Here is a 12,600-nt window from a genome sequence, read left to right as displayed (position 1 = left end):
CCCACCGCCACCAATCGACCGCCAGCCCGTGGACGAGCAGCCCATGCTCGGCCCGCGTCCGCTCGCGGCGCACAAGGGGCGGGGCGCCGTGTCGAACATGCAGGGCCGGTACGAGGTCAATGGCCGTGAAGAATTCGACGACGGCTGGGAGCGCGACGAAGACGGTCCCACCGTCTTCCGCACCGTCGTCACCGACGAACACGCCAAGACCATTCTGTCGCGCAATGCCTCGCCGGACATCCCGTTCAAGGTCTCGCTCAATCCCTACCGGGGCTGCGAGCACGGTTGCATCTATTGCTTTGCCCGTCCGACGCACAGCTACCTCGGCCTGTCGCCCGGGCTCGATTTCGAAACCCGCCTGTTCGCCAAGGTGAACGCGGCCGAGTTGCTGCGGCGCGAGCTGGCCAAGCCGGGCTATGTGCCAGAGCACATTGCCCTCGGCGTCAACACCGACGCCTACCAGCCCTGCGAGCGCGAGCTGCGCCTGACGCGCCAGGTGCTCGAAGTGCTGAGCGAGTGCCAGCATCCGGTCGGGCTCATCACCAAGTCCGCGCTGATCGAGCGCGACATCGACCTGATCGCGCCGATGGCCGCGCGCGGGCAGGCCTGTGCCGCCATTACCCTCACCACGCTCGACCCGCAGATCGCCCGCACGCTGGAGCCGCGCGCGGCGGCGCCGGCACGGCGCCTGCGCGCCATCCGCACCCTCACCGAGGCGGGCATTCCTGTCAGCGTGAGTGTGGCGCCGATCATCCCTTTCGTCACCGAGCCGGAAATCGAAAAGATCCTGGAGGCGGCGCGCGATGCAGGTGCGGTCGGCGCGCATTATGTGGTGCTACGGCTGCCAAACGAAGTGAACCCGCTGTTCCAGGAATGGCTGCAAGCCCATTTCCCCGACCGGGCCCAGCGCGTGATGAACCGCGTGCGCGACCTGCGCGGCGGGAAGGACTACGACAGCGATTTCGGCAAGCGGATGCATGGCGAGGGCATTTGGGCCGACCTGATCCGCCAGCGCTTTACCAAGGCGGTAGAGCGGCTGGGGATGGGGGAGTTTCGCGGGCGGTTCGGCAGGCTGGATGGCTCGCAGTTCCGCAAGCCGCTGGTGGTGCCGGCGGCGCTGCGAAAGCAGAACGCGAACGGGGCGGGGCAGCTGGATTTGTTCTAGGGGATAGTTCGGGCCAGTGGGCTGAACTACGAACGGCCCCGCGTCCAACTCCGGTGGGATCTGTCACTGTGCATCGGTGATTTGAACGCGCGGCCGGCGAAGCCGGCCACCCTGGATTTCATGCAAACTGAACAGCGTAGTCCGGCTGGTCTCTTATTTCTTCTTCTGGATCTTGTTGTGGGTGTCGTTCACGCCCATCAACGCAGCCGAGCTATAGAACTGGTGGTATTCGGCCACCATTTCGCCGCTGACGATGACCGGATCGGCATCCACATAGGTCTTGGCCTGTGGGATGTCGGAGGTTGCCAGGATGAAGATGCCGCGGCGGCCTTCCTTGCCGTCCAGGGGGCCGGCGACGGCAAGCTTCTTCTCTGCCGCGAGCTTGTTGATGTTCGCGAAGTGACCTTCGAACATCTTCGCGCGCTCGGCCTTGTCGGTGACCTTGTTCGGTCCGGTCTTGAGGATCACGAGCACATAGCTGCGCATGCCCTGGTCATCGCCGCCAAGCGACTTGGCCAGCTCGGCATCGTATTGCGACTGCACCGCCGCTTCGGCAGGCTTGCTCTGTGCGGCCACCGGCTGCATCGCAGCCAGCATCAATCCACACAACACCATCAGCATTTTCTTCGACATTCCCTGTTCTCCTGTTATGGCGCGTGGCTGGCACGCGCGTGTTATCGGAACAGGCTGCGGGTGGGCAACCTGTCGCGTCCACGATTCTAGCGGACTTCGCTGCGCCACCCCGACGGAATCACTGGTCAAACCGCAACCGTCACAACGCAGCCTTCACACCCACAGCCGGTAAATCCAGAACGATTCGTCCTCGATAAAACGGTCGGCGAACTCGGTCGGCGAAAAGCCGCAGATCTCCCGGGTCACGCGGCTGAAATGGGCCTGGTCGGAAAAGCCCTCGTCCAGCGCCAGCGTCGCCCATTCGAAGGGCTGGCCGCTTTCATAGCGTTCGCGGGCGGCGAAGAAGGCGCCTTCGGTGCGCGTCAGCGCCTGCCACTGGCGCAGCGAGCGTCCGCTGAAGGACTTGATGCGCCGCTCGACCTGGCGCGTGCTGTAGATGTTGCGCCACTCGTGGGCTTGCCAGGCCAGGTGTTCGACCCAATGCCGCCCGATCTGGCGCAGCGTCGGCCGGCTGGAGCTTCGGCCCTGCACGCTGCGCCAGCGGTCGCCAAGGTGTTGTTCCAGCACGCGCATGGCCGCGGCATCGCCAGCGGCATCCAGCAGGGCATCGAAGCAGGGCAGCCAGTGCGCATCCACGACATCCATCGCCGGCACGAAGCGGTCCTGCACGGCAGCGAGGTCGATCCCGAACAGCGCCTTGGCCACGTCCGGCAGGAAGCAGGCCATGTAGCCGCGGCCGCTCGCCGGCGTCCAGGTGGTCAGCGGGCGCGATTGGCTGCCCGAAATCATCACGCGCGCGCCGAATGGGCGCCAGCCGCACTGCGGGTCGACCAGGCCGGCATCGAGGCCCTGGTACCAGGACAGCGTCACCAGGGGCGAGGCAGGAAAATGCGACAGCCGCTGGGCATCGGTCAAGGTGAGATGCGCCGTGTCGCGGCTGACCAGTACCAGCATCGCGCCCTGCAATGCAGGCGGTGCGAGGTAGAGCCGGTCGTGCGCGGGCCGACCCTCGGTGCATAGGCGCGGCGCGCGCGCCAGCGGGTGGGGGCAGGGCAGCAATCTAGCGTCGCAGTCGGGGGCCATGGCCTGGAAGTATAGGCATGCCCACGAAGCCTGTCGATGTCGTTTGCATTCAAGACGCAACGGGCGAAGCGGTGAAAAATGGATGCCATGAACACGCCATCTCCTGCCCAATGTCCTTTCCGTGCCGGTGGCCAGCCGCCGGCGCCCGTCCGTCACCCTGTCGGCGCCTGGCCGCCCGGGCCGCCATCCGGGCTGACCGGCTGGAGCCTGCTGGCCCGCATGGCGCGCGACCTGCCCGCCGCCCTCGCTCGCTGGCGCCAGGACTATGGCGACCTGGTGCACCTGCGCATGTGGCCGGAACACCAGCTCGTCGTGGCCGATCCGCAGCTGGTGCGCGAGCTGCTGGTGACCCACCATGAAGCCTTGATTCGTTGGGAACGGGGCATCGGCATCTTCTCCTACCTGCAGGGCAACAGCGTCCTGATCGCGGAAGCGCCGCAGTGGGCCGCAAAACGCCACGCCCTGCAGCCGGCGTTTGCGCCGAAAGCAGTCAAGGCCTTCGTGCCGACGATCGCGGCCGCGGCCGGGAAGGCGATGGAAGCCTGGCAAGCCGCCGCAGCCGTACCGATCGAGAGCCACCTGACTGCGCTGACGATGGACGTCATCATGCGCATGATGTTCTCGAGCGAGATCGGCGATGAGGCGCGCAGCATGGAGGCCGCCGTGCACGCGGCCCTGGTCGAGGGCAATGCCGAGATGTTCTGGCCGGCCAGCTGGCCCGACTGGATGCCGTGGAAGCGCCGCAAGCGCAAGGTGCGCGCCCAGCTCACAGGCTTGGTCGAGCGACAGGTGCAGTCGCGCCTGGCCTTGCCGCTTGACGCCTGGCCCGCAGACCTGCTGAGCCGCCTGCTGGAGCTGCACCGTGCAGACGGCCAGGCCTGGCCGCTGGATGCGGTGCGCGACGAATGCATGACCGCTTTCCTGGCTGGCCACGAGACCACCGCGGCCAGCCTCACCTGGTGGGCCTGGTGCATGGCTTCTAACCCGGCGGCGCAGGAGGAGGCGCGCCAGGAAGTGGCGTCGGTGCTGCAGGGAAGGACACCCGGCGACGAGGACCTGCCCGCGCTGGGCTATCTGGCCCAAACCCTGGACGAGACCATGCGCCTGTATCCGGCCGCGCCGGTGCTGATGAGCCGGCGCTCGACGCGCGAGATTACGCTTGGCGGCTGGACCGTCCCGACGGGCACGATGTTCATGATCCCGGTTTTCCTGATGCACCAGGACCCGCGCTGGTTCCCGGAGCCGCAGGCCTTCCGCCCCGGGCGTTTCGCCGCGGACGCACCCGCGATTCCACGCGGCGCCTTCATGCCCTTCGGGACCGGCCCGCGCGTCTGCCTGGGCCAGCACCTGGCGCTGATGGAGATGACTGTGGTCGCGGCCATGCTGCTGCAGCGTTTCGTGCTGTCGGTTCCCGCTGGGCAGGCGGCGCCGCAACCGGTGCTGAACATCTCAATGCGGCCGGGCACGCCCTTGTGCCTCGCGCTCGCGTCCAGCGCGGCGTAAGGATCAGCGCTGCGGGTCGTGGAACTCGCCGAGGTGGCGCTCGATGTCGAACACGTGCGCGTCGTGCTTGCCGAGTGCGCGCAGGGCGTGCGCGAGCGCCAAGAGGTAGTCGACGTTCGGCCCGCTGGGGCCGTGCGCCGTCGCGATCTGGCGCGCGATCTCGCGCTCGCTCGACGGGCCGAGGAAGGCCGCGTTGTCAATGGTGGCGATGTAGACGATGCCCTCAAGCGCGCCGCCATCGTCGAAGCTGATCTCGGTGGCCAGGCGCAGGTAGCCATTCTTTTCGCGGTGGTCGAGGTGGGCGAATTCCTCGGGTGTGACGAGGTAGGCCATGCCGTGGCAGGTAGCTCCCTCGTCCGGCACCAGGGTCACCACGCGGCCGGGCGCGGCCTCGGTGCCGCGGTGGTCGTGCGAGCCCTGCCAGAAACGCCGGCTCCAGCCCTTGATGCTGGCCGGCCGCCGTTCGATGAAGGGAAAGTCGGCCTTGAAGATCAGCGAACCATAGCCGAACAGCCAGACGCTGTCGTGGCTGTCGAAGCGGTCCATCCGGCGGTTGATCTCGATGGTGTTCAGGGACATCGTTGGTGTTTGCGGAAAGCGGGGCCGTTCATTGTAGCGCGTGGCTCAAGCCTGCGTTTGCCCGACAAACCCGTGCAGGAAAGCGATGAAGCTTTCAGAGGCGGGCGAGAGCGAGCGCCCCGGCCGCGTGTAGACGAAGAAGCGGCGGCTCAGCACCGGCTCCTCCAGCGGGCGCATCACCAGCCCGTACAGCGCCGCGAGCGGCTGCGCGTACGGCAGGCAGACCGTCACGCCCAGGCCGGCGCTGGCCATCGCCAGGGCCGTGGTCATGAAAGTCACTTCGTTGGCAGGCTTGACCGGGACCTCGCGCAAGGATGCGTGGACATCGTCGAGCAGGCGCTCGGTGAACTGGCCCTGCAGGGAAATCAGGGGGAAACGCGTCACGTCCTTCCAGGTCACGCGCGCCGAGGCTTCGAGTTCGTGCCCCTTCGGGAACACCAGAGCGAAAGGCATTTCGAAGAGTTCCTGCGCATCGAGCGGCGGCGCCGGCTCGCGCTCGGGGCCGATGCCAAAGTCCGCCTCGCCCGACAGCACCCGTGCGATCACGCTTTCCACCCCGGTGTCGCCCAGGCGCACTTCGATGTCGGGATTGGCCTTGCGGTAGGCGGCGATCACCCCGGGCAGCAGGGTGCAGGACAGCAGCTGGGGCGCGGCGATGCGCACGATGCCTTTTTTCAGGCGCGTGTGGTCGGCCACATTGGCCAGTGCGCCGTCGAGGTCGTCGATCATTTGGCTGAACAGCGGATAGAGCTCGCGGCCAATGTCGGTCAACACAATGCGCCGTGTGCTGCGGTCGACCACCTTGGCTTCCAGCGTTTGCTCGAGCTCCTTGATCAAACCCGACAGCGCGGACTGCGTGACGTGCATGCTTTGCGCGGCAAGCGTAAAGTTACCCGTCTTGGCCAGGGCGACGAAGGCGCGCATCTGGCGCAAGGTAGGATTCATGATGCGGCATTCATAAGATAGTCTGATAAATCAGGTGAAAAATACTGATTGAATGATAGTTCGTTTTGAATTGTAATGGCGAAATGCAATCATCCCTGAAGGAAGCGCAATGAAACTCGCCACACTCAAGACGGGCGGCCGCGACGGCACGCTGGTCGTCGTCAGCCGCGACCTGGTCACCTGCCAGGCCGTGCCCAAGATCGCCCATACGCTGCAGGCGGCGCTGGACGACTGGGACCACGCCGAGCCGCAGCTGCGCAAAATCTACGAGCGCCTGAATGCCGGCACCGCCGACAAGGCCGAGTCCTTCATCGAGGAAGAATGCCATTCGCCGCTGCCGCGCGCCTATCAGTGGTGCGACGGTTCGGCCTACATCAACCACGTCGAGCTGGTGCGCAAGGCGCGCAATGCCGAGGTGCCGGCATCCTTCTACAGCGACCCGCTGATGTACCAGGGCGGCTCGGACCGTTTCGTCGGCCCTTGCGACCCGATTGCCGTGCTGTCGGAAGACTGGGGCGTCGACCTCGAGGCCGAAGTGGCGGTAGTGACGGGCGACGTGCCGATGGGTGCGAGCGTCGAAGAAGCCGCCGGCGCGATCCGCCTGGTCATGCTGGTGAACGACGTCTCGCTGCGCAACCTGATCCCGAACGAACTGGCGAAAGGCTTCGGCTTCTACCAGTCGAAACCCGCCAGCGCCTTCTCGCCGGTCGCCGTCACCCCGGACGAGCTGGGCGAGGCCTGGGTGGATTCCAAGCTGCACCTGCCGATCCTGGTCACCCTCAACGATCAGCCGTTCGGCCGCCCGAACGCCGGCGAAGACATGACCTTCAGCTTCGCCCGCCTGGTCGCCCACGCGGCCATGACCCGCGAACTGGGTGCGGGCAGCATCATCGGCTCGGGCACGGTGTCGAACAAGCAGGGCGGCCTGCACGGTTCCAGCATCGAGAACGGCGGCGTCGGCTACTGCTGCCTGGCCGAGGTGCGCATGTACGAAACCATCGAGGGCGGCAAGCCGCAGACGCCGTTCCTGAGCTTCGGCGACACGGTGCGCATCGAGATGGTGGACGCCGGCGGCGCCAGCATCTTCGGCGCCATCGATCAGGAAGTGACTCGCTATCACCGGAAATGACAGGAGGGGGCATGAAACTCTATACCTATTTTCGCAGCTCGGCCGCGTACCGGGTGCGCATTGCGCTGAACCTGAAGGCGCTGGATTACGATGCCATTCCCGTGCACCTGGTGCGCGGCGGCGGCGAACACCTGATGGACGAATACCGCGCCGTCAACCCGAGCAGCCTGGTGCCGGCCTTCCAGGACGACGCGCTCACGCTGACGCAATCGATGGCCATCATGGAATACCTGGAAGACACCTATCCGCTGGTGCCGCTGCTGCCGAAGGACGCGATCGGCCGGGCGCGCGTGCGCGAGCTGGCGCAGATCGTCGCCTGCGACATCCATCCGCTGAATAACCTGCGCGTGCTGAACTACCTCGTGAAACACCTCGGCCAGTCCGAGGAAGCCAAGACCGACTGGTACCGGCACTGGATCATCGAAGGCTTCCGCTCGCTCGAAGCCCACCTGGCGCGCAATGCCTGCACCGGCAGCTTCTGCTACGGCGACAGCCCGACCATCGCCGATTGCTACCTGGTGCCGCAGGTGTTCAATGCGCAGCGCTTCAATGTCGACCTGACAGCCTACCCGACGATCGCGCGCATCAACAGCATGTGCGTGGACCTGCCGGCGTTCAAGGCGGCGCATCCGTCGAGGCAGGGGGATGCGGAGTAGGGGCCTTACGCGGTATTCGTGTTTTTACTTCAACGTCAAATTGGGTCCCGGCCTTCGCCGGGAATCGTAGGCGCCAGTGGCGCGTTCGACGGTCTTGAGGGTGGCGCTATGAATAGCGTTATTACATCCCCCTAGTTAGCCTAAAAACCGTCATCCCGGCGAAGGCCGGGATCCCAGTTCGTACCGCAGCCAGGAACCCGGCATCAATCAGTACCCGCCGTACAGGCGTTTGTAACAGCGAACTTAAGACCGATCCGGCTCCGACGGCGACGAAATCTCATCCAGCGCACCATCTGTATCCCCACGCGACTTGGTCGCGATATCCCCCAGCGACACGATCCCGACCAGCTGCTTCGAGTCCTGGTCGATCACCGGCACGCGGCGGATCTGCACGTCGCCCATGGTGGCCAGCACGTCTTCCACCGTCTGGTTGCTGAAGCAGGTGCGGACGTCGGTGCTCATCAAGTCTTCCACCTTGGTCTCGCCGGGCGCCTGGCCCACGGCGGTCGAGCGCACGGTGATGTCGCGGTCGGTGATCATCCCCACGAGCTTCTTTCCGTCGCACACGGGGATGGCGCCCACATTGAGTTCGTCCATCAGCTGCGCGGCGCGCTGGATGGTGTCCTGGGGCGAGATCGTTTGCACGTCGGCGGTCATTACTTCACGAATAGTCTGCATGGTGTCTCCTGGATGGTTGGTCGAAATGCCCTTGGCGGGCAGCAGGACCATCATGCCTTGAATCGCCAAAATGGGATGTTAGATTGGCCACGTAATTGACAACCTGATGCGCACATGGCCCTGCGCTACAATCCCGCCTCCCCGCCACCTGTCCTTTCGCCATGCCACTCCATCCGATCCCCGCCCCGATCCTCGATGCCCTCGGCCTTGCCGACCCGTCCTGGCGCCCCATCCTCGAAGCCGGTTTGCAGGCTGTTGCCGCCGCCGATCCCGCCTACCTGCCGGCGCTGGTCGTCGACGACTACCTGCCGACGCGAGGCCGCATCTTCGCCGCCTTCGCCCAGCCGCTCGATAAGGTGCGCCACGTGCTGGTAGGGGAGGGGCCTTACCCCCGCGCCGAAAGCGCGACCGGGGTCTGCTTCATGGATGGCGCCGTGAACGAGCTATGGAATGAGACCGGCCTGTCCAAGCCGGTCAACCGCGCCACCTCGCTGAGGAATTTCATGAAGATGCTGCTGGTGGCAAGCGGGCAGCTGCAGGTCGAGGACACGGGCGGCAGCGCCATGGCCCCGGTGGCCAGCGCCGCGCGCAGCAATGGCTCGATCCAGACCCTGGCCCAGCTGCAGGACAACCTGACGCGCGAAGGCTTTCTATTGCTGAACGCCGCGCTGGTGTTTCGCAAGCATGTGGCGCCGGCGATCGACGCGCGCGCCTGGCTGCCGTTTTTGCAAACCGTGCTGGCTGCGCTGGCTCGCCGGCCGCAGCCGCCGACGCTGGTGTTGTGGGGGAAGATCGCGGAGCAGTTGAGGAAATTGCCGGAGACGGCGGGCTTGCCGCAGATTGTGTCGGAGCATCCGTACAACCTCTCGTTTATCCGAAATCGGGAGATGCAGGAGCTGTTTGGCAGGATGGAATTGTTGCAGCTGCGCTAGGGCTGCTTGAACGCGTGGGCAAGGGACTTGCCCACCCTACGGTTTTGGGGGTCTGCAAGACAAGGGGAGCAGGATTTGCTATACTTGACTAAATCGTTCAACTAATCAGGTTATTCCGCAAGCACCAACAAGAGTTTGATTGTTGCAGCGCACCGATGAGTTGGAAAGAGGCAATATTTTAACATTAACCGGGGTTGTGATGCGTCTGACCACCAAAGGCCGTTTTGCTGTAACCGCGATGATCGATCTTGCCCTGCGCCAGGGCAATGGTCCGGTCACGCTGTCGGGCATCAGCCAGCGCCAGGCCATTTCGCTGTCCTACCTGGAGCAGCTGTTCGGCAAGCTGCGCCGTCACGCCATCGTCGAATCGATCCGTGGCCCGGGCGGCGGCTACAGCCTGGCCCGCTCGGCCGGGAAGGTGACGGTGGCCGACATCATCATCGCGGTCGACGAACCGCTCGACGCCACCCAGTGTGGCGGCAAGGAAAATTGTCATGGCGCCGACGCTGCTTCCGGCACCCGTTGCATGACCCACGAACTGTGGACCACGCTCAACGCCAAGATGGTCGACTACCTCGATTCGGTCTCGCTGCAAGACCTGGTCGACCAGCAGAAGCAAAAAGAACAAAACGTCGTGGTGCTGCACCGACCTGCCACCGCCGCAGCAGTACAAAATTCGAAAATTGAAACCGGAGTGAACTGATGAACGCGCCTTTGGACAAAAAAACCCAGCAGAGCTTCGCGACTGCGCCGCATTTCCCGATCTACATGGACTATTCGGCAACGACGCCAATCGATCCGCGCGTGGCCGACAAGATGATTCCTTTCCTGCGCGAGCAGTTCGGCAATCCGGCCTCGCGCAGCCACATGTATGGCTGGACCGCCGAAGCCGCGGTCGAAGAAGCGCGCGTCCACGTGGCCGCCCTGGTCGGCGCCGATCCGCGCGAGATCATCTGGACCTCCGGCGCGACCGAGTCGAACAACCTGGCGATCAAGGGCGCGGCCCAGTTTTACAAGAGCAAGGGCAAGCACATCGTTACGGTGAAAACCGAGCACAAGGCCGTGCTCGATACCGTGCGCGAGCTGGAACGCGTCGGCTTCGAAGCGACCTATCTCGAGCCGCAAGACAACGGCCTGATTACCGTCGAACAGCTGGCCGCGGCCCTGCGTCCGGACACCATCCTGGTCTCGGTCATGCTGGTCAATAACGAGATCGGCGTGATCCAGCCGATCGACGAAATCGGCGAGCTGTGCCGCTCGAAGGGCATCATCTTCCACTGCGACGCCGCGCAGGCGACCGGCAAGCTTGCGATCGACCTGAACAAGACCAAGTGCGACCTGATGACCTTCACCGCGCACAAGACCTATGGCCCGAAGGGCATCGGCGCCCTGTACGTGCGCCGCAAGCCGCGCGTGCGCCTGGAAGCGCAGATGCACGGCGGCGGCCACGAGCGCGGCCTGCGTTCGGGCACCTTGCCGACCCACCAGATCGCCGGCATGGGCGAAGCCTTCCGCATCGCCAAGGAAGAGATGGACACCGAGATCGTGCGCATCACCGCGCTGCGCGACCGCCTGGCCAAGGGCCTGATGGAGATCGAAGAAGCCTATATCAACGGCGACATGGAACACCGCGTGCCGCACAACCTGAACGTCTCGTTCAACTACGTCGAGGGCGAGTCGCTGATCATGGCGATCAAGGACATCGCCGTGTCGTCGGGTTCGGCCTGCACCTCGGCCAGCCTGGAGCCGTCGTACGTGCTGCGCGCCCTGGGCCGCAGCGACGAGCTGGCGCACAGCTCGATCCGCTTTACCATCGGCCGTTTCACGACCGAAGAAGACATCGACTTCACTATCAACCTGCTGAAGTCGAAAGTCGGCAAGTTGCGCGAACTGTCGCCGCTGTGGGACATGTACAAGGAAGGGATCGACATCTCAACGATCCAATGGGCAGCCCACTAATTGCAGGTTAGAGAATTCAAGGAGTAACACCATGGCATATTCGGACAAAGTACTGGACCACTACGAGAACCCGCGCAACGTCGGCGCCTTCGACAAGGGTGACGACGCGATCGGCACCGGCATGGTTGGCGCGCCGGCCTGCGGCGACGTGATGAAACTGCAGATCAAGGTCAACGACCAGGGCATGATCGAAGACGCGAAGTTCAAGACCTATGGCTGCGGTTCGGCCATCGCATCGAGCTCGCTCGTGACCGAATGGGTCAAGGGCAAGTCGCTGGACGAGGCGCTGTCGATCAAGAACACCCAGATCGCCGAAGAGCTGGCGCTGCCGCCGGTGAAGATCCACTGCTCGATCCTGGCGGAAGATGCGATCAAGGCCGCCGTGGCCGACTACAAAGCCAAGCACGCCGCGAAGGCGTAACGAGTTTTACAGATACTGGAGCGAAGCCCGATGGCAATCACCCTGACCGAAAAAGCCGCGAAACACGTCAACCGTTACCTCGAACGCCGGGGCAAGGGCATCGGCTTGCGCTTTGGTGTGCGTACGACCGGCTGCTCCGGCCTGGCCTACAAGCTCGAATATGTCGATGAGATGACGCTGGACGACCAGGTCTTCGAGTCGCACGGCGTGAAGGTCTTCGTCGACCCGAAAAGCCTGGCTTACATTGATGGCACCGAACTGGACTTCGCGCGCGAAGGCCTGAACGAAGGCTTCCGCTTCAACAACCCGAACGTCAAGGACAACTGCGGCTGCGGCGAAAGCTTCCGCATCTAAGATGATGCAGAATCACTTCGAGCTGTTCCAGCTGCCGGCCCGCTTCGCGGTCGATGCCGATGCGCTGGACGCGGCCTACCGCGAAGTGCAGGGCCGGGTCCACCCGGACCGCTTCGTCAACGCCACCGACGCCGAGAAGCGCGTCGCGATGCAGTGGGCGACCCGTGCCAACGAGGCCTATGCAACCCTGCGCAGCCCGCAAAAGCGCGCACAGTACCTGTGCGAGCTTAATGGCGTCGATTTGCAGACCGAGTCGAATACCTCGATGCCGGCGGCCTTCCTGATGCAGCAGATGGAGTGGCGCGAAGAGCTGGACGATGCGCGCTCGTCGAAAGATGCGGGCGCGCTGGATGCGCTCGATGCGCAGGTCAGGCGCGAGCGCAAGGGCATGCTGGAGCAGGTGGGCAGGCAGCTCGATGCGGGCGATTATCATGCTGCGGCGCAGGGCGTGCGCGCGATGATGTTCCTCGATAAGTTTGGGGATGAAGTGCAGTATGCGTTCGAGGCGCTGGACGCGTAGGGTGGGCGGGTCTCGCGCCCACGCGGTGATCCTTGGCGGATGG

At 64.6% G+C, this 12,600-nt stretch carries 15 protein-coding genes; 10 read left to right on the top strand and 5 right to left on the bottom strand.

From position 1 onward, the window contains the following. The first annotated feature begins 43 nt into the window (after window positions 1-43). Window positions 44-1,165: a PA0069 family radical SAM protein gene (locus HGB41_RS04430; RefSeq protein WP_171081977.1), complete on the top strand. Its 1,122-nt coding sequence runs from the start codon at window positions 44-46 to the stop codon at window positions 1,163-1,165. Window positions 1,166-1,318: 153 nt separating this feature from the next. Here HGB41_RS04430 and HGB41_RS04425 read toward each other — a convergent pair whose 3' ends face one another. Both HGB41_RS04425 and HGB41_RS04420 read right to left on the bottom strand, forming a co-directional pair. Further along, complete coding sequence (locus tag HGB41_RS04425; protein WP_171081433.1) at window positions 1,319-1,798, bottom strand: YciI family protein; 480 nt, start codon at window positions 1,796-1,798, stop codon at window positions 1,319-1,321. A gap of 153 nt (window positions 1,799-1,951) precedes the next feature. Next, on the bottom strand, window positions 1,952-2,881 hold the full coding sequence (locus tag HGB41_RS04420; RefSeq protein WP_171081431.1) for a helix-turn-helix transcriptional regulator: 930 nt from the start codon (window positions 2,879-2,881) through the stop codon (window positions 1,952-1,954). A gap of 87 nt (window positions 2,882-2,968) precedes the next feature. On the opposite strand from HGB41_RS04420, the gene HGB41_RS04415 reads away from it, so the two are divergent. Continuing rightward, the gene (locus HGB41_RS04415; RefSeq protein WP_171081429.1) at window positions 2,969-4,384 is read left to right on the top strand and encodes a cytochrome P450; all 1,416 of its coding nucleotides are present in this window, start codon (window positions 2,969-2,971) and stop codon (window positions 4,382-4,384) included. A gap of 3 nt (window positions 4,385-4,387) precedes the next feature. On the opposite strand, the gene HGB41_RS04410 is transcribed toward HGB41_RS04415, so the two are convergent. Beyond that, entirely contained in the window at window positions 4,388-4,963 is a 576-nt protein-coding gene (locus HGB41_RS04410) for a gamma-glutamylcyclotransferase (protein ID WP_171081427.1), read from the bottom strand. A 45-nt stretch (window positions 4,964-5,008) separates the two neighbouring features. Then, window positions 5,009-5,908 carry a LysR family transcriptional regulator gene (locus HGB41_RS04405; RefSeq protein ID WP_171081425.1) on the bottom strand — a complete coding sequence of 300 codons (900 nt, stop codon included), beginning with the start codon at window positions 5,906-5,908 and terminating at the stop codon, window positions 5,009-5,011. Between the two features lie 109 nt (window positions 5,909-6,017). On the opposite strand from HGB41_RS04405, the gene HGB41_RS04400 reads away from it, so the two are divergent. Together HGB41_RS04400 and maiA are read left to right on the top strand one after the other, a co-directional pair. Then, the gene (locus HGB41_RS04400) at window positions 6,018-7,037 is read left to right on the top strand and encodes a fumarylacetoacetate hydrolase family protein (protein ID WP_171081424.1); all 1,020 of its coding nucleotides are present in this window, start codon (window positions 6,018-6,020) and stop codon (window positions 7,035-7,037) included. A gap of 11 nt (window positions 7,038-7,048) precedes the next feature. Beyond that, window positions 7,049-7,693, top strand: coding sequence for a maleylacetoacetate isomerase (maiA, locus tag HGB41_RS04395; RefSeq protein ID WP_171081422.1), 645 nt, complete (start codon window positions 7,049-7,051; stop codon window positions 7,691-7,693). Between the two features lie 243 nt (window positions 7,694-7,936). Here maiA and HGB41_RS04390 read toward each other — a convergent pair whose 3' ends face one another. Next, window positions 7,937-8,371, bottom strand: coding sequence for a CBS domain-containing protein (locus HGB41_RS04390; protein ID WP_171081420.1), 435 nt, complete (start codon window positions 8,369-8,371; stop codon window positions 7,937-7,939). A 161-nt stretch (window positions 8,372-8,532) separates the two neighbouring features. Here HGB41_RS04390 and HGB41_RS04385 point away from each other — a divergent pair, with 161 nt between their 5' ends. The 6 genes from HGB41_RS04385 to hscB all read left to right on the top strand — a co-directional run bounded on the left by HGB41_RS04385 (window position 8,533) and on the right by hscB (window position 12,557). Next, a complete protein-coding gene (locus HGB41_RS04385) occupies window positions 8,533-9,303 on the top strand; it encodes a uracil-DNA glycosylase family protein (protein WP_171081418.1) in 771 nt (256 codons plus the stop codon). 199 nt (window positions 9,304-9,502) lie between these two features. After that, window positions 9,503-10,006 carry a Fe-S cluster assembly transcriptional regulator IscR gene (iscR, locus tag HGB41_RS04380; RefSeq protein WP_171081416.1) on the top strand — a complete coding sequence of 168 codons (504 nt, stop codon included), beginning with the start codon at window positions 9,503-9,505 and terminating at the stop codon, window positions 10,004-10,006. Then, window positions 10,006-11,262 carry an IscS subfamily cysteine desulfurase gene (locus HGB41_RS04375; protein WP_171081414.1) on the top strand — a complete coding sequence of 419 codons (1,257 nt, stop codon included), beginning with the start codon at window positions 10,006-10,008 and terminating at the stop codon, window positions 11,260-11,262. Before iscR ends, HGB41_RS04375 begins: the two co-directional genes overlap by 1 nt. Before the next feature lie 31 nt (window positions 11,263-11,293). After that, window positions 11,294-11,683, top strand: coding sequence for a Fe-S cluster assembly scaffold IscU (gene iscU / locus HGB41_RS04370; RefSeq protein WP_171081412.1), 390 nt, complete (start codon window positions 11,294-11,296; stop codon window positions 11,681-11,683). Window positions 11,684-11,713: 30 nt separating this feature from the next. After that, entirely contained in the window at window positions 11,714-12,037 is a 324-nt protein-coding gene (gene iscA / locus HGB41_RS04365) for an iron-sulfur cluster assembly protein IscA (RefSeq protein ID WP_171081410.1), read from the top strand. 4 nt (window positions 12,038-12,041) lie between these two features. Further along, window positions 12,042-12,557 carry a Fe-S protein assembly co-chaperone HscB gene (hscB, locus tag HGB41_RS04360; protein ID WP_171081975.1) on the top strand — a complete coding sequence of 172 codons (516 nt, stop codon included), beginning with the start codon at window positions 12,042-12,044 and terminating at the stop codon, window positions 12,555-12,557. The last annotated feature ends 43 nt before the right edge of the window (window positions 12,558-12,600 follow it).

Origin of the sequence: Telluria aromaticivorans, assembly GCF_013003915.1 — a bacterium.
Classification (GTDB): Bacteria; Pseudomonadota; Gammaproteobacteria; order Burkholderiales; family Burkholderiaceae_D; genus Telluria; species Telluria aromaticivorans.
The sequence above is the reverse complement of the archived record's forward strand: the minus strand, read 5'-3'. Positions and strand labels throughout refer to the sequence as shown.